The 16,750-nt window shown below is 65.8% G+C and carries 11 protein-coding genes and 1 tRNA gene; 7 read left to right on the plus strand and 5 right to left on the minus strand.

All coding sequences use genetic code 11. From position 1 onward, the window contains the following. The first annotated feature begins 8 nt into the window (after positions 1–8). Genes dgcA through dacB form a run of 5 tightly spaced genes read left to right on the plus strand, consistent with a single transcriptional unit; the run spans position 9 to position 6,317 of the window. Entirely contained in the window at positions 9–1,001 is a 993-nt protein-coding gene (gene dgcA, locus BLW56_RS16925) for an N-acetyl-D-Glu racemase DgcA (RefSeq protein ID WP_093511914.1), read from the plus strand. 22 nt (positions 1,002–1,023) lie between these two features. Next, positions 1,024–2,262 carry a dicarboxylate/amino acid:cation symporter gene (locus BLW56_RS16930; RefSeq protein ID WP_093511916.1) on the plus strand — a complete coding sequence of 413 codons (1,239 nt, stop codon included), beginning with the start codon at positions 1,024–1,026 and terminating at the stop codon, positions 2,260–2,262. After that, a complete protein-coding gene (locus BLW56_RS16935; RefSeq protein WP_256203598.1) occupies positions 2,259–3,839 on the plus strand; it encodes a permease in 1,581 nt (526 codons plus the stop codon). Before BLW56_RS16930 ends, BLW56_RS16935 begins: the two co-directional genes overlap by 4 nt. Next, positions 3,836–4,843, plus strand: coding sequence for a serine hydrolase domain-containing protein (locus BLW56_RS16940; protein WP_093511918.1), 1,008 nt, complete (start codon positions 3,836–3,838; stop codon positions 4,841–4,843). The genes BLW56_RS16935 and BLW56_RS16940 overlap by 4 nt, the downstream gene beginning before the upstream one ends. A 1-nt stretch (position 4,844) precedes the next feature. After that, the gene (gene dacB / locus BLW56_RS16945) at positions 4,845–6,317 is read left to right on the plus strand and encodes a D-alanyl-D-alanine carboxypeptidase/D-alanyl-D-alanine endopeptidase (RefSeq protein ID WP_093511920.1); all 1,473 of its coding nucleotides are present in this window, start codon (positions 4,845–4,847) and stop codon (positions 6,315–6,317) included. On the opposite strand, the gene BLW56_RS16950 is transcribed toward dacB, so the two are convergent. Continuing rightward, positions 6,314–8,695 carry a penicillin acylase family protein gene (locus BLW56_RS16950; RefSeq protein ID WP_093511922.1) on the minus strand — a complete coding sequence of 794 codons (2,382 nt, stop codon included), beginning with the start codon at positions 8,693–8,695 and terminating at the stop codon, positions 6,314–6,316. The two genes, dacB and BLW56_RS16950, sit on opposite strands and share 4 nt — an antisense overlap. A gap of 417 nt (positions 8,696–9,112) precedes the next feature. On the opposite strand from BLW56_RS16950, the gene BLW56_RS16955 reads away from it, so the two are divergent. After that, positions 9,113–12,115, plus strand: coding sequence for a TonB-dependent receptor plug domain-containing protein (locus BLW56_RS16955; protein ID WP_256203599.1), 3,003 nt, complete (start codon positions 9,113–9,115; stop codon positions 12,113–12,115). 259 nt (positions 12,116–12,374) lie between these two features. Here the strand turns inward: BLW56_RS16955 and BLW56_RS16960 are convergent. Continuing rightward, positions 12,375–12,449, minus strand: a tRNA-Gln gene (locus BLW56_RS16960). A 54-nt stretch (positions 12,450–12,503) separates the two neighbouring features. Beyond that, on the minus strand, positions 12,504–13,589 hold the full coding sequence (locus BLW56_RS16965; RefSeq protein ID WP_093511924.1) for a branched-chain amino acid aminotransferase: 1,086 nt from the start codon (positions 13,587–13,589) through the stop codon (positions 12,504–12,506). 79 nt (positions 13,590–13,668) lie between these two features. On the opposite strand from BLW56_RS16965, the gene BLW56_RS16970 reads away from it, so the two are divergent. Next, positions 13,669–14,178, plus strand: coding sequence for a MarR family winged helix-turn-helix transcriptional regulator (locus tag BLW56_RS16970; RefSeq protein ID WP_093511926.1), 510 nt, complete (start codon positions 13,669–13,671; stop codon positions 14,176–14,178). Position 14,179: 1 nt separating this feature from the next. On the opposite strand, the gene proC is transcribed toward BLW56_RS16970, so the two are convergent. Beyond that, entirely contained in the window at positions 14,180–15,010 is an 831-nt protein-coding gene (gene proC, locus BLW56_RS16975) for a pyrroline-5-carboxylate reductase (protein WP_093511928.1), read from the minus strand. Positions 15,011–15,030: 20 nt separating this feature from the next. After that, a complete protein-coding gene (locus BLW56_RS16980; protein ID WP_256203600.1) occupies positions 15,031–16,716 on the minus strand; it encodes an alkaline phosphatase family protein in 1,686 nt (561 codons plus the stop codon). Positions 16,717–16,750: the final 34 nt, after the last annotated feature.

Here is a 16,750-nt window from a genome sequence, read left to right on the forward strand (position 1 = left end):
GTCCGGCAATGCACCGCACGCTGACCGCTGCCGGCGAGATATTTCCGCTGCACACGCCCTTTCGCATTTCGCGCGGGGTGAGGACCGCGGCGCAGGTGGTGATTGTCGCCATCGCGCAGGACGGCGTCACCGGGCGCGGCGAATGTGTGCCCTACCCGCGTTATGGCGAGAATGCCGAGAGCACGATCCTCGCGATCGAAGCGATACGCGGCGCGATCGAACAGGGCGCGGGGCGGCAAGAGCTGCTGGAATTGATGCCTGCGGGTGCCGCGCGCAACGCGGTCGACTGCGCGTTGTGGGATCTGGAACTGCGGCTTTCCGGAAGCGACATTGCCACCGCGCTGAACCTCGAAAAGCCGCTCCGCCCGATCGTTACCGCGATGACGGTCAGCCTCGATGCCCCCGATCATATGGCCGCAGCAGCCGCAGCCCTTGCCGATGCTCCGCTGCTCAAGGTGAAGGTCGACCGCAGCGATCCCGCCGAGCAGATCAAAGCCGTTCGCGCCGCGGCGCCGAAACCGAAAATGATCGTCGATCCCAACGAAAGCTGGACGATCGCCGAGGTACGCGACCTGCAAGGCCTGCTCACCGACCTTCGCGTCGACCTGCTCGAACAGCCCCTTCCCGCCGACGACGACGATGACCTTATCGGTTTTCGCTCGGCGATCCCGATCGCTGGCGACGAGGCGGTGCATGTTGCCAGCGATCTCGACACATTGCCCGATGGCTATGGCGTCGTGAACATCAAGCTCGACAAGACGGGCGGACTGACTGCCGCGTTGGAACTCGCCGAGGCGGCGCGGGCGCGCGGGCTCGGCGTGATGACGGGCTGCATGATCTGTTCGTCGCTGTCGATCGCGCCCGCATGGGCGATTGCGGCGCAGAGCAGTTTCGTCGACCTTGACGGACCGCTCTGGCTTGCAGAGGATCGCGACGGCGGGGTCAGTGCGGCGAACGGTATCATGTCGCCGCCAAAGCCCGGTTTCTGGGGCGGGATTTGATACGACTAAAACAGGGGGACGGATGACGGGGTTTCTTCGCGGCTGGTTCGCAGTGCCGCTGTGGCAACGCGTATTGGGCGCGATGGTCGTCGGCGTGCTGCTGGGCCTTCTGTGGCCTGCCGCGACCGGCGTGATCGCCTTCATCGGCGAATTGTTCGTCCGCGTGATCCGGATGCTCGTCGTCCCGATCGTTTTCATCAGCATCGCATCGGGCGTCACCGCGCTCGCCGACCCGCGCAAGCTGGGTTCGGTCGGCGCGCGGACGGTCGGGATGTTCGCGGCGACCACTTTCTGCGCGGTGTCGATCGGCATGATCGTCGGCCTGTTGCTCGAACCGGGGCAAGGCGCCGCGCTGGGCAACGCCGTCCCGCACGCGCTCGGCGAGCCCAAGTCATTGCACGACCAGCTGATCGGCATCGTCCCGGTCAATATCGTGCAGGCGCTGGTCGAGGGCGACATGCTCGCGATCATCTTCTTTTCGATCCTCTTCGGCTTCGGGGTCATCCTTGCCGGCGAAGCGGGGCGCCCGATGGCCGACCTGCTGCAATCGGCGGGACAGGTGCTGTTCCAGCTCGTGCGCATCGTCATGGAGATCACCCCGTTCGGCGTACTCGCGCTGATCGCAAAGGCGGTCGCCGACAATGGCGTCGCGGTGTTCGCCAATATCGGCTGGCTCGCGGTCGGGGTCGCGGTCGGCGTGATCCTGCAGATATTGCTCGTTCATCTGCCGCTGATCGCCTTTGTCGCGCGGCGGCCGGTGCTGCGCTTCTATCGCACCATCGTCGATGCGCTAGCGGTCTCCTTTTCGACCGCATCATCAGCCGCCACCCTGCCCGTCGCGCTGCGCATCGCGCTCGAGGATCTGCGCATCGCGCCCGGCGTCGCCAAGACCGTGCTGCCGATCGGCGCGAGCATCGGCAAGGACGGCACCGCCATGTATGTCGGGCTGCTCAGCATCTTCGCACTGCAGGCGGTCGGCGTCGAACCCGACCTGTCGATGCTGGCGATCGTCCTGCTCACCGGCGCGCTCGCCGCATTCGGCACCGCTCCGATCCCGTCGGCGTCGCTGTTCATGCTTGCCGCGGTCCTTTCCGCGGTCGGCGTGTCAGCCGAACAGACCGCGCTCGTCGTCGGCTTCGTCCTGCCCTTCGACCGGCTGCTCGACATGACGCGCACCGTCGCAAGCGCGAGCGCGAACCTGACCGTCACGAGCGTCGTCGCGCGTTGCGAAAATGCCGTCGAGCCCGAGGCGGACGGATGACCGCCGCGGCATTCGATGCCGACACCCCGGCGGTGACGGTCTCGGACGATAGCGCCGCCAAATCGGCGCAGCGGCGCTGGCGCGCACTCTATCTGCTGCTCGGCTTTTCGGCGGGGCTGCCATTTTACATGTTCTCGACCGTGTTGGCGGTACGGCTGACCGATCACGGCGTCGCGCTGGCGATCATCGGTTTCTTTGCTTGGGTGCAATTGTTGCCCACCTTCAAATTTCTGTGGGCGCCGCTGCTCGACCGCTATGCGGTGCCGGGTTTCACGCGTTTTTGGGGCAAGAGGCGCGGCTGGATCATGCTGTCCCAGCTCGGCATCCTGACCGCGATGTTGGCGATGGCGTTCACGTCCGCCGACGACAGCCTGGCGCTGACCGCCTTGTTCGCGGTCCTGCTCGCCTTCTGGACCACCACGCTGGAGGTCGCCGCCGACGCCTGGCGGATCGAACTGGCCCCGACGCGCGAGTTGCAGGGACCGCTCGCCGCCGCGAACCTGTGGGGATATCGCACCGCGATGGTCGCGGCAGGCAGCGGAGCGCTGTTGTTCGCCGATGCCGAAGGCAGCCTGGCACCGGCGCTCAGCGTATTGGGGATCGCGCCGGGCTGGACGGCCGCCTATCTGTTGATCGCGGCGGCGGCGTTCGTGCCCCTGCCGATCCTCGCGGCGCTGCCGCCCGAACGGCGCGGCGACGGCGGTCGTTCGGCCGCGCTGGCGAGCGGGTTGGCAACAAGCGCGGCGATCCTGCTCGCGCTTGCAGCGCTGGTTGCGGTGGTCGGTGGGCTCTTGCTCGGCGCCGCCGCGGGTCTCGGGATCAGTGCCAAGACCAATGTCACGCCCTGGGTGCTCGGCATCGCGATGCTGCCGTTTCTGGCGATGGCCGCGATGCTGCCCCGGATCCGTAATGCCGCACCGACATCGCCGCTGCGCGCATCGGCGGCGATCGGTCCCTATGTGGATTTCTTCTGGCGCTATGGCGGCCTCGCGATCGCACTGATGGCCTTTATTTCCGTCTATCGGATGGGCGATGTGCTGGCGCTCAACCTGTCGAAACCGATGATCCTCGGGCTCGGCTATACCAAGACCGAGATCGGCTGGGCGGACGGCGTGGTGGCATTGGCCGCCAGCATCGTCGGCGTGGGGCTGGGCGGATGGATGACGACCCGCTGGCGTTTCGGCATCACCCTGACGATCGGCGCGCTCTTTGCGGCGATCGGCAACTTCGGCTTCGTCTGGCTCGCGCACCAGCCGCTCGATCAGGACCTCCTCTATATCGCGACCGCCGCCGACCAGTTCGGCAATGGCATGGCCGGCGCCATCTTCGTCGTCTATCTCTCGATGCTGGTGAACCCGCGCTATCCCGGCGCACAATATGCGTTCCTGTCGGGCTTCGCCTTTTTGTTGCCGCGCCTGTTATCGGGGGCGGGCGGCACGGTGGTCGGACGACTGGACGACGCGGGATATAATGGCTTCGACCTGTTCTTTCTGGCCTCGGGCGCGATCAGCCTGGCGGCGATATTGTTCCTGCCGTTGATCGGGCGCGCCAAGGCCCGCGAGGACGACCGGCCATGATCGACCGCGCTTTTGAGCCGGTGGCGGCAGCGCTGGACGCCGGACGCATTCCCGGCGCGGCGCTGGGTGTCGTGTCCGCCGATGGTATGAGTGCCGTGCGCTTCGCCGGAATGGCCGCGCTCGTTCCCGAACGCGAAGAACTGACGCGTGACCACTGGTTCGACCTCGCGTCGCTCAGCAAGGTGATCGCGACCACCACGATGATCCTGCAACTCGCCGAACAGGGCCGCCTCGACCTCGACCGGCCGCTGACCGACGCGATCCCGGATCTCCGCCAATATGACGTCGCAGGTGCGGCCGAGCGCCGGCTGACCTTTCGCGACTGCCTGATGCACCGCAGCTTCCTGCCCGCGGTCGAGCCCATCTATACCTATGGCGACGATCCGGCGCGGCTGCGTGCGTTCGTGCTGCAACGCGAGTGGCGGCACGGCCCGCCCGTCTATTCGGACATCAACTTCATCCTGCTCGGCATCGCGATCGAGCGTCTGACCGGGGCGCCGCTGTCGGACTGGCCGCTCGATGCGGGCCTCAGCTTTGGCCCACCTCCCGGCCCGGCGGTCGCGACTGAAAATTGCAGCTGGCGTGGGCGGGTGATGAAGGGCGAGGTGCATGACGAAAATGCCTATGCGCTCGGCGGCGCGCCGGGTCATGCGGGGCTGTTCGGTACCGTCGACGGCGTGCTCGGCTTTGCGCACGCGATGCTGCGCGGCGAAATCCTGTCACCCGCGATGATTGCGGAGGTGCGCACCGCGAACGAACGCCACCGCACCTGCGGATGGGAACGCGCTTTCGCCGGATGGCATGGCGGCGACGCCTGTTCGGCCGACACGATCGGGCATACGGGGTTCACCGGCACCGGCCTCTGGATCGATTTCAAGCGCGGCCTCGCCTGGACATTGCTCACCAACCGGGTCCACCCGACCCGTCACGCCGACAGCGGCATCACGACGCTCCGCCCCGCGGTGGGCGAGCGGATCATTTCAGCTTGGGACGAACGGACATAATATGACGCCATCGATCAGACGCCTTGCCCTCGCCTCTGCCCTCGCCCTGTCGCTGACAGCGGCCCATGCGCAGACGGGCCCGGCCCCCGCGTCGCTTCGGACAACGGTCGAGCAAAAGCTGGCCGAAGGGCCCGCAGGTTCGCGCTTCGGCATGCTGGTCACGACGCTCGAAGGCGAAGTGCTGGTGTCGATCGCCCCCGACCAGCGGTTTATCCCGGCGTCGAACACCAAGATGTTCACCACCGCGATCGCTTACGCCGAACTGCCGCTGCTCCAGCAAAACGCCAAAGGCGCGGGCGTCCGACTGGAGGAGCATGGCGGCATATCCGATGTCGTCCTTCACGGCCGCGGCGACGCCGTGCTTTCGAGCGCCGACGACTGCAAGACCGACTGCCTGCAGACGCTCGCCGACGCCGTCGCCGCGAAGACGCGCCACGTGCGCAACATCGTCGGCGACGACAGCTGGTTCCCCGACGAACGCTGGAGCCCGGGGATGAGCTGGAACAATATCCAGTCGCGTTACGGGACCGGCGTGTCCGCCCTGACGCTCGACGACAATGAGCTGGTGATGACGCTCAAGCCCGGCGCAATCGGCGCCGGACCGACCATCGGGGCATCCGGCTATTTCACGATCGAAAACCGCGTCATCACCGTCGCCGGGAAAGCCGATGAAATCGAGGCGTTCCGCATGCCGAACAGCCGCGTGCTTTACCTGACCGGCACCGTCGGCGCCGACGTGGCACCGATGACGCTGCGTTATGGCATCGACGACCCGGCGCATTATGCGGCGTGGCGTCTTGGCGAGTTGCTGCACGCGCGCGGCGTGCGCGTCGACGGGACGATCGAGGTGCGCCACCGCCCGCTGACCGCCGCCGACGATCCCGAGAAGCGCAAGGGGGCAGCCGTCACCCTGCCCGCCGAACCCGCGATGCTCGCCGAACTGCCCGCGCCGTCGCTCGCCGAAAATATGGTGCGAATCAATAAGGAGAGCCAAAATCTCCATACCGAACTGATGTTGCGGCGCGTCGCGCGGCAGGCGGGTAGCGGCTCGATCGCCGACGGGCAGGCGGTGATGCACAAGGTGATGGGCGAAGCCGGGCTGCCCGCGACAGCTTATCACTTCGCCGACGGGTCGGGGATGTCATCCTATAACCGCATATCCCCACGCGCCGCGGTGGCACTGCTGAGCTGGATTTCCCGCCAGCCGTGGAGCATGGACTGGCGCGCGACGCTGCCGATCGCAGGGCGCGACGGCACGCTGCAAAGCCGCTTCAAGGGCACGATCCTCGAAGGCAGGTTGTTCGCCAAGACCGGATCGCTCAACGCATCGCGCGCGCTGTCGGGTTACCTGACGACGCGCAGCGGCAAGACTTTGATCTTCTCGGCACTCGCGAACGACATGCCCGAGGATACCGACAGCCAGGCCACCGCCGCGGTCGACCGCGCGCTCGTCGCAATCGCCGAGGCGCTTTAGGCGGGCGTCAACGTCGTGCGCACGGCGGCGTGCCGGTCGACCGCCGCCTTGCTGTACCACAGGGGCTGCATCGCGCCCGCAAGCCAATAGGGATAAAAGTCGCGATAGCGCGGCGAGCGCGGGTCGGCGGACTGGCCGGGCAGCAGCAGGAAGCGGCTGTTGTCCCAGGCGCCGACGTCGGCGACGAACAAATAGCTCGCGCCATGCGACACGTCGAAACTGCGTTTGGCATTGAAACCGCGCGCCATCGGCGTCGTGCCGTCACCGCCAGAGCGTCCACCCTGGATCTTGGGAAAGGCGGCAGCAATCGCGGGGTGCGACGCCGCCAGCGGGTGCGCAATCGTCACGCGGTGCAGGTCGCCCCACTTCCAACCCGCCGGATCTGGACCGCCGAGCTCGACCGCCTTTTTCCATCCCGCCGCGAGCGCGCGGTCGATGATCGCATCGCGCGACGCGGCCGGATTTTCGCCAAGACGCTTGTCAGGCGACGCAAGGATGCGCAGCATTTCGGACAGATTGACCGACGGGATTAGGTCGCGCGCCGCCGCGGGCATGATCCGGTCGTAAAAGTCGGTCGACAGCGCCGGCATCACCATTTCGTACAGCAAAGCAGCGGCGCTATCGGCCTCGACCCCGCAATCCCAGCGCTTGAGCAATGCGGCAGCGGGTGCCGCCTCCGGCGATGGGTTGGCGGGGAGCAGCTTCAGCAAAGCGCGTGCGGGCAGCGACTGAACATCGTGTTGGAGCGCGATGCTGTCCTCGATCCGGTGCTTCGGCTGCGCGCTGAGCACCTCGGCGATGCGGTTGTAGCGGAAGGGGTCGCTCCAGCCGAAACTGATGATCCTTTCGCGATACGGATAGTCTGCCGGCAGGTTCATCTGGTTCGCCGATGCGAACCACCCTTCGCTGGGGTTATAGACGTGAGGCATATCCTCGACCGGCAGGATGCCCGCCCAGTCGAAATCGCCATCGCCCGGGGCCGGAAACAGCCCGTCATGCTTTGGCCGGCGCGGGGTGAAGCCGATCGTCTGCCAGCCGGTGTTGCCGTCGATATCGGCATAATGGTGGTTGGTCGGCGACACATGCAGCTTGAACGCCTGCCGCAACGAGGCCCAATCCTTCGACAGGTTGATCGCAATGATCGCGAAGCGCTGGTTGGCGCCGGGCAGCATGCTGACGGTGGCGAAGGCCACCGCGCGGTCGCGGGCGGCGTCTTGCGACACGATCGGGCGGCCTGCGGCATAGCGCAAGGTCACGCGTTCGGGCGGCGCCCCCTTGACGAGAATCTCGTCCTCGAACGTCTCGAATGCCTTCCACTTGCCCTTGTGCCAATAGCGGCCGGGGTCGCCCTGCTTGGTGCGCAGGATGAAAAGGTCGGTCTGGTCGATGTGGAAATTGGTGCGGCCGAAGGCGAAACGGTCGGTATGGCCCTGCATGATGCCGGGGAGCCCCGGCGCGCCCGCGCCGATGACGTCGAGCCCCGGCGCCGTCAGGTGGCACATGTGCCGCGGACTGGCGCGGCCGATGCCGAGGTGCGGGTCGTTCGCGAGGATCGGCCGCCCGGTCGCGCTCCGCGACGGCGCGATCGTCCAGGCATTGCTGCCCAGCGCGAAGCGATCGCTCCGGCGCGCTTCGGGATCGAGCTGCGCTTCCTGTACCGGATCGAACGCCGCCGGCCGGTTCGCCGGATCCAATATGCCAAGGTCAGCCTCGGTCACCGCCGCGCAGTCGAGCCCGTCGGGAACGGTGAAGTTCCATGCCGGGCGCAGCGGTGCCATCAACTGGTCGGCATCAAGCAGTCCGCGCGCCTGCAATTGCGCGCGGCGCACCTCGTCATCGGCATCGCCCATGCCGATGCCCCGGTTGCGCACAAGGTCGGTAATATCCCAACGCAGCGGGCTGATCCCGAGAATAGCATATTCGAGCGGCCGGCTTGCGGGATCGGCGGCGAGTTCATCGATCCGCGCATTCACCCCCGCGACATAGCCCCGCGCGCATTCGAGAACGTCGGGAGGAAGCGCCGCGAGTTCGGCATCGATATCGCCGCGATAGAGGAACAGCCGCGCCGCCTTGTCCGCGGCCACGAAACGCGGCCCGAAGGCCTCAGCCATCCGCCCCATGTCGCGGCGATGCTCCATGTCGATCTGGAACAGCCGATCGCGCGCGACCAGATAGCCCTGACCGAAAAAGGCATCGTGCAGCGAGGCGGCGCGGACATGCGGCACACCCAGTTCGTCTTCGACGACCTCGACCGGCGCGCGCGCGCCGGATAGCTTGACTTTGCGTACCTCGCCCTTGACCCGGGGTTTCGCCAAAAGGCTTCCCGGCATTGCGGCGAGCGCAACCGAAGCCAGCAGGAATGCGCGGCGCTGGATCAACAGGGCCCTCCCGTTTTGAAAATGAACGAAGTGGGACCCTATCGCAGCATGACACGCCAAGGCCATAGCAAGCGGGCTGCGTCCTATAACTGCAAGCTATCCGCATGGACGCCGCCCATCGCCAACACCATTCCTTCAGGCTATATGTCTATATCGCGAGGTTAGCTGCGAAGCGGTTGACCGGCTGCGGCCACCCTGTAACCTCGCTGTAACTAAACTGGCCGTCGGCGCGCCTTTGACCGCGACGATAGCCGGAGCGGCACGGCGCATATCGCCGGAACAATATAAGAAGGCGGGGCAAACATCCGCCGAACGATCAGGTAGGACAAAACAGGGCAGCCAACCCGGCAGGGCGCCGGGGCACGACGTCTTCGCGGCGTGTGGCTCGCCCTTTGGGCAAAAAAGGGGACTGCTGACATGCGTAATTTTGAACGAAATCGTGGGCTGATGGGGCGCAAGGTCCGGATCGGCATGGCGATGACCGCCCTGGCTCTGGTGCAGGCCGCACCGGCGCTGGCACAGGAAACTGCAGCCCCCGCCGACAGCAGCGAAGCCGCGCTCAGCGAACAGATCATCGTCACCGGCTCGCGCGTCGCGCGCGACGGCTTTGAGGCCCCGACCCCGCTGGTCGTGCTGACGCAGCAGGACATCCAGAACACATCGCCGACAAACAATATCGCCGACTTCGTCAACCAGCTGCCCCAGCTCGCCGGTTCGACGCGGCCCGCCAACTCGCGCCTGAACATTTCGAACGGTTCGGCGGGTATCAACGCGCTCAACATGCGCAACCTCGGCGAAAGCCGCGTGCTGATCCTCGTCGATGGCCGCCGTTCGGTCGGTTCGACGATCTTTGGCTGGGTCGACATCAACACGATCCCGCAGGCGCTGGTCGACCGGGTCGAGGTCGTCACGGGCGGCGCATCCTCGGCCTATGGTTCTGACGCGGTCACCGGCGTCGTCAACTTCGTCCTCAACAAGAAGATGGAGGGGCTGCGCATCACCGGCGACATCGGAGTCACCGACAAGGGCGACGGCTTCAACTATTCGGGCAGCATCGCGGGCGGCATGTCGTTCGCCGACGGGCGCGGCCATGCCATCTTCAACGCCGAGATCGCGCATCAGGACGGCATCTACGAAATCGATCCGAACGACCGGCCGTGGAATCACCGTGGCTATCTGGCCTTTGCCAACCCGGCCTATGTCGCGGGGAACGGCCAGCCGGCCTTTATCACTTTCCGCGAGAATGCCGGCCAGACGAACCAGGCGCCGGGCGGCTTTATCACGGGGTCGGTCGGCACCACCAACAATACGCTCCGCGGCCGCTATTTCGGCGTGAACGGCCAGGTCAACCAGTTCAACTATGGTTCGTTCAACTCGCCGGTGCTGGGCGGAAGCGCCGCAGTGACGCGCACGGTCGGCGGCGATTGGCGGCTCAACGATTCGGGCCGCCGCATCGGGCTCAACCCCAAGGACGACCGCTGGGGCGCCTATGGCCGCCTGAGCTACGAAGTCGCCGACGGCGTCGAAATCTTTGCCGAAGGTTCGTACAACCGTCAGGAAGTCTTCTTCAACGCCGGCCCCAATCTGGGCTCGGCCACGCTCGATACGCGCGGCTGCACGACCGTCCCGGTTGCCATCACCTGCAATGCCTTCGCGCTGCAGACGCTGGGTGCGGCGGCGCTCACGGGGGTCGACAATTTCAGCATCACGACCACGGCGGCGGACCTGCCGTTCCGCGGCATCAACAACAAGCGCCAGGTCCAGCGCTATGTCATCGGCGCCGAGGGCGAGTTCGATGCGTTCGGCAAGCCGGCGCGCTGGGACGTCTATGGCCAATATGGCCGGTCCGACCTGCGCGAACAGCTCCGCAACATCATGCATGTCGCGCGCATGGCCGCGGCCACCAACGCGGCATTTGCGCCGGCCGGCAATACGGGCGGCTATGCGGTCGGTTCGATCCAGTGCCTGATCAACGTCGACGCCAGCACCACGAACAACGACCCGAACTGCGTACCGCTCAATCGCCTCGGCCTTGGCGTCGCGGATCCGGCAGCGATCGATTATGTGCTTGGCGATCCCTATCGCAAGCAGGTGCTGGAGCAATATGTCACCGGCGCCAACCTGTCGCTGACGCCCTTCGCCACTTGGGCGGGCGACGTCAGCATCGCGGTCGGCGCCGAATATCGCGAGGAGAAGATCCGCGGCACCGTGCCCGAGGAATTCCAGCCGATCATCAATCCCAACGGCACGACGTCCAACCGCTGGTCGGTCGGCAACTACCTGCCGTTCAAAGGCAGCTATAATGTGAAGGAAGCCTATCTCGAAACCGTGGTTCCGCTGGGCCTTGGCCTCGAGTTCAACGGCGCCGTGCGCGCCACCGACTATTCGAACTCAGGCTATGTCACCACCTGGAAGCTGGGGGCGACCTGGGCACCGATCGAGGATATCCGGTTCCGCGTGACGCGGTCCCGCGACATTCGCGCGCCGAACCTCAACGAACTGTTCCAGGCAGGCACCGCGAACAGCGATTCGGTACGCAACCCCGCCTTCACGGCAGACTTGGCAAATGGTCCGCAATTCTTTCCCTATTCGGGCCTGACGACGGGCAACCCGAATCTGAAGCCCGAAAAGGCAGATTCGTGGAACATCGGCGCGGTGGTGACGCCGCGCTTCCTGCCGGGCTTTTCGGCATCGGTCGATTATTTCCGTATCGACCTCGAAGGCGCGATCGATTCGCTCAGCGCGCAGGAGACGGTCAATCGCTGTTACGAGGGACGGCAGGAATATTGCGACGCGATCACCGACGATCCGATCCGTTCGACGCCGGCCATTCCGTATAAGCTGATCCGGACCCAGCCGTTCAACTTCGTCAGCAAGCTGGTCCGCGGCATCGACTTCGACGCCGCCTATCGCCTGCCGGTCGGCGGCGAAAGCGCCATCACGCTGAAGGGTACGGCGACGCGCTACATCGACAATATCTCCGACACCGGCATCGCCGGGGTCACGCCGGTCAACACGGTCGGCGCGGTCGGCACCCAGGGCAGCACGCCGAAATGGATTTTCCGCACTAGCGTCAATTTCGAAACGCCGACCTTCTCGGGCACCGTCGTTGGCCGCGGCGTCAGCTCGGGCAAATATCTGGCAAATGCGATCGAATGCACGACCGGGTGCCCAACCTCGAGCAGCCAGTTCCCGACCTATGACAACAACCACGTCAAGGGGACGTTCTACGTCGACCTCAACCTGACGCAGAAGGTCGGCGTCCGGAGCGGATCGGAGGCGGAGCTCTTCTTCAACGTCACCAATCTGTTCGACGCCGATCCGTTGCTGCTGCCCGAAACGGGTCTGGCCGCGGCGAGCACCTATTCGGACCTGCTCGGCCGGTCGTTCCGCATCGGCGTTCGCTTCAAGACGAAGTGACGCACCGCGCATGAATGCAGAAGGGAGGGTCCGCCGGGCCCTCCCTTTTCTTTTGGCCGATCGGGTGCTGCAGATTTTTCCGCGCGCACGGACGATCAACGGCGAAACAAAAGGCGCTCTATTTTCGTCTTAGGGGCGCGGCTACACGCGGCCAGCGAAGAATCACAGCGCAAGGCAAATCGCGAATTGCAGGAAGCTTCGTGAGTAACGGCGCTGACCGCCGCTTGCGAACCGGAGTTGTCCAATACGATCCACCGGCTGGCTGGGGCGGCAGGATTCGAACCTGCGCATGGCGGCATCAAAAGCCGCTGCCTTACCGCTTGGCGACGCCCCAACGGCCGGTGAGAGCGCGTCTATAGCGCCTCCCCGCCACTTGGCAAGCCAGCGGTCAGAGCCGGGTGACCCAGCCGTAGCGATCTTCGGCGCGGCCGCGCTGGATGTCGACGAGCTTGCCCTTGAGCATCTCGGTCACCTGCCCCGGGCCGCCCGCGCCGATCGTGAAGCTGGCATCGCCCCGCGTCACCTTGCCGACGGGCGTCACCACCGCAGCGGTCCCGCAGGCAAAGCTTTCGGTGAGCTTGCCGCTCTCCGCATCGGCCTGCCACTGGTCGATCGCATAAGGCTCCTCACGCACCGTCAGGCCAGCGTCGCGCGCCAGCGTGATGATCGCGTCGCGCGTGATGCCCGGCAGGATCGTGCCGGTCAACGGCGGGGTCACGATGCTGCCATCGTCGAAGACGAAGAACATGTTCATGCCGCCCAGTTCCTCGATCCAGCGATGCTCGGCGGCGTCGAGGAAGACGACCTGATCGTGCCCCTTCGCGATCGCCTCGCGCTGCGCGACGAGGCTGGAGGCATAATTGCCGCCGCACTTGGCGGCGCCGGTGCCGCCGGGAGCCGCGCGGGTATAATCCTCCGACACCCAGAGCGAAATCGCGGGCGCACCCGACTTGAAATAATTGCCGACGGGCGAAGTGATGACGAGGAACTGATATTCGGACGCCGGCTTGACGCCGAGGAACACCTCGCTCGCGAACATGAAGGGGCGCAGGTACAGCGCGCCGCCGTCGACCGGCGGGAACCAGCCGGCGTCGGCAGCGACCGCTTCCTTGACCGCCGCGATGAACAGTTCCTCGGGCAGTTCGGCCATCGCCATGCGGCGCGCGCTGGCGTTGAAACGCGCGGCATTGGCTTCGACGCGGAACAGCGCCATCGAGCCGTCGTCGAGTCGATAGGCTTTCAGCCCCTCGAAGATTTCCTGCGCATAATGGAGCACCGCGGTCGCGGGATCGAGCGACAGCGGCCCGCGCGGCATCACCTGCGCATCGTGCCAGCCCTTGTCGTCCGAATAGCGGATCGAGACCATATGATCGGTAAAGACGCGCCCGAACGCAGGGTCGGCGATCGCTGCCGCCCGTACATCGTCCGCGATCAGATTGGGGTGCGGCAGATGGGTGAAGGCGGGAGCGGACATGCAAAAAATCCCTGTAGCTTGAGGGTCTATGGAGCGCGCCTCTTGCCAAAGACCGGCGCGGCGCGCAACGGTAGCGACTATGCCGGATGAGAATTTTCTTTCACAAGTACCCGCCGCCTCTGCTCTTTTCTTGCGCGAAGAGGAGGTACGCCGCGGTATCGAATTCCTCTTTTTCGCCCATGCCTCGCTATGGCGCGCAATCGATGCGCGGCTCGCCGAAAAAGAGCTCGGCCGCGCGCATTACCGCGCGCTCTATTTCATCGCGCGGCAGCCGGGATTGACGATTTCGGACCTGCTCGCCTTGCTCGGCATCACCAAACAGTCGCTGGGCCGCGTGGTGAAGGAGCTGGAGGCGCGCGACTATCTGACCACCCGACCGGGCAACCGCGACCGGCGAGCCAAGGAGCTACGCCTGACCGACGCTGGCCGCGCGGCCGAGAGCGCAATTTTCACGACGCTGCGCGACACGATGAGCCGCGCCTATACCCATGCCGGACAACAGGCGGTGACGGGATTCTGGCAGGTCAGCGAGGCGCTTGTGCCCCCGCGCGAGCGCCGCCGGATCGCCGCGCTCGGCAAGGAGGGCTAGCTCAGCTTTCGCCCCGCGCGATATCGGCGAGTTCGCGCCCGCGGTCGCGTGCTGCGCGCAGGACGTTGGTAAGGAGCGCGGCGAGCTGGCCTTCACTGTCGAGCACGTCGAGCCCGGCCTGAGTCGTACCGCCCTTGCTCGCGACCTGCGCGATCAGCACGCCCGGCTTTTCGCCGCTATCGGCGAGCAGTGCGGTCGCGCCGCCGAAGGTCGCGGTCGCGAGCGCCAGCGAATCCTCGGCCGAGAGACCAAGGCGTTCGCCCGCCGCGGCGTAGGATTCGATCAGGCGAAAAACAAAGGCCGGACCGCTGCCGGTAAAGGCCGTCACGAGATCCATTGTCGAATCATCGGCGAGCGTCACCGTTTTGCCGAGCGGATCGAGCAGCGCATTGATCGCCTTGTCATCGGCATCGCCCGATGTAGCGACCGCCGACACGCCCGCACCGATGCGCGCGGCGAGATTGGGCAGAATGCGGACCTGCGCTCCGGCGTCGGGGAAGCGGGCGGCGAGATCGGCGAGCGACACGCCCGCGAGGATCGACAGAAGATGGACCTGCCCCGTTGCGAGCGGCGCGAGTATCTCGGCCACGTCGCCCAGCTGCTGCGGCTTCATGCCGAGCATGATCCAGTCGGCGCTGCCGCCTGCGGCTTGCCATTCGTCCAGCGCCGCGTGCTGGACGATACCGGCGCGCGGCGTCGCGAAAGGATCGACGATCGCGACCAGCGCCGGGTCGAGCCCCGCCGCCAGCCAGCGATCGAGCATTGCGCCCGCCATATTGCCACAGCCAACCAGCAGGAGCCGGCCGGAGAAATTCCGCAATGCTTTGGTCATAGGTCCTTCGTTTCTTGTCCTTATCGACAGCTGCTTTCGGGCCCCGACAACAGGTCGAGGCAGCGGCCGTCGATCTTGCTTGTATCGACCGGCAAGCCGATCACCGACGCCAGCGTCGGCATGATATCCACCGTCATCACCGAATTGGGCTGTTCGAAACCCGCCAGCCCCTTGCGCCAGAACAGGATCGGCACCCGGCGGTCATAATCCCACACCGACCCGTGCGTCGCGACATAGCCCATGCCAGGTTCGTTGATCGGGGTGACCCGCGGCTTCAACGCGATGATGAAATCGCCCGACCGCTGCGGGTTGTACGAGGCGCGCAGCTTGTCGAGCAGGCTCCACGTATCGGGCGCGCGCTTCGAAATGGGGTGTGCATCGAGCTGGTCGCGCGTCACCACCGCCTCGACCTGCGGATGCGCGCGCAGGCGCGGCAGAATCTCCGCAAGCACAGCCTTGCGCTGCGCTGCGGTCAGCGTCTTGGCGAAATAATAATCGTCACCGTCGCCATAGAAGATGGGCTGCGGCAGGCCGAGTTTCTCCGCGATTTCCTTGCCCATCGCACCGGGATTCAGCGCCTTGTCGATGCGCTGTGCATCAGGCCAAGCGTTTTGCCGGTTGCGTTCGGGCAGGTCGTGGCCGCCATGATCGGCGGTCAGCGCGACGACATAATCAATCCCTGTCGCATCAAGCCGCGCAAAGAAATCGCCGAGCTCGCGGTCGAGCCCCGCCATCTGGATGCACATTTCGCTGCCTTCGGTACCGGTGCTGTGCCCGACATAATCGGTGGCCGACAGGCCGACGATCAGCAGGTCGGTGCTGGCACCCTCACCCATCTTGCGCACCTGGCGAAGCGCCGCGGCGGTCGCGAGCACCGCGCCGTCGGCTTCGGGCGACGCCTGAAAACGCCGGAAATCGCTGGCGTCGCGTGCCATCCGGCCGGTGCCCACCGTCGCGCCCTTGTCGCCAATCGGAATCGCGATGTCGTGCGCCGTGCAATCGGCAGGCAGCGCCAGCGCGGCACGCGGCTGGTTGATCGCGGCGGCGATCGCGGCGCTTGCCTGCTGCGCGGCGGGCGACAGCGTCGTGCCGCGATAGCTGGTGAGGCCCGTCGGCGCGAGCCACATCAACTCGTCGGCTTGTCGGCCGCCCATCATGATCGCCGAACGATCCTTGCCCGATACCGAGACGACCTGCGCCTTCGGATCGCGTACCTTCATCAGATCACCGAGCGTCGGGACGAGAAGATGATTGACCGACGGCGCATATTGGCCGCTTTTCGATGTCGTCCCGGCGACCGCCTCATCCTCGGCGCAATAAACGCGCTTGTCTTCGCGCGCGGCCGACAGGTCGAAATAATTATTGGCGACGATCCCGGTGTGCGCCGGATGGTTGCCGGTCAGGATTGTCGAATGGCCGGGGCAGGTCTCGGTCGCGCCATGCGCCTGATAGCCCGACGGAAAAACGATTCCCGATGCGAGCCGCGCGAGGCCGCCGGTGAAATGGCCGCGATATTCGGCAAAAAGGTCGGCCGAAAATTGATCGACCGCGATCATCACGACCAGCTTCGGCGCCGGGGTCGCAGCCGTAACCTTTTGCACGGGCGGGGCCGAATTCTGCGCAAGACCGGTTCCGGCAGCGGCAACACAAAGCACGGCGGCAAGGGCAGTGGACAGATATTTCAGCTTCACGGACGGCTTCTCCAACCTAGGGGTGTCAGCGCGGGCTGTCCTCTCGTCG

Source organism: Sphingopyxis sp. YR583, from assembly GCF_900108295.1.
Taxonomy (GTDB): domain Bacteria; phylum Pseudomonadota; class Alphaproteobacteria; order Sphingomonadales; family Sphingomonadaceae; genus Sphingopyxis.

Bases quoted from the DNA above. Each gene is read 5' to 3' on its own strand.
- dgcA (WP_093511914.1), top strand. From the start codon at position 9: ATGCACCGCACGCTGACCGCTGCCGGCGAGATATTTCCGCTGCACACG.
- BLW56_RS16955 (WP_256203599.1), top strand. From the start codon at position 9,113: ATGCGTAATTTTGAACGAAATCGTGGGCTGATGGGGCGCAAGGTCCGG.
- BLW56_RS16935 (WP_256203598.1), top strand. From the start codon at position 2,259: ATGACCGCCGCGGCATTCGATGCCGACACCCCGGCGGTGACGGTCTCG.
- BLW56_RS16965 (WP_093511924.1), bottom strand. From the start codon at position 13,589: ATGTCCGCTCCCGCCTTCACCCATCTGCCGCACCCCAATCTGATCGCG.
- BLW56_RS16970 (WP_093511926.1), top strand. From the start codon at position 13,669: ATGCCGGATGAGAATTTTCTTTCACAAGTACCCGCCGCCTCTGCTCTT.
- BLW56_RS16940 (WP_093511918.1), top strand. From the start codon at position 3,836: ATGATCGACCGCGCTTTTGAGCCGGTGGCGGCAGCGCTGGACGCCGGA.
- BLW56_RS16930 (WP_093511916.1), top strand. From the start codon at position 1,024: ATGACGGGGTTTCTTCGCGGCTGGTTCGCAGTGCCGCTGTGGCAACGC.
- dacB (WP_093511920.1), top strand. From the start codon at position 4,845: ATGACGCCATCGATCAGACGCCTTGCCCTCGCCTCTGCCCTCGCCCTG.
- proC (WP_093511928.1), bottom strand. From the start codon at position 15,010: ATGACCAAAGCATTGCGGAATTTCTCCGGCCGGCTCCTGCTGGTTGGC.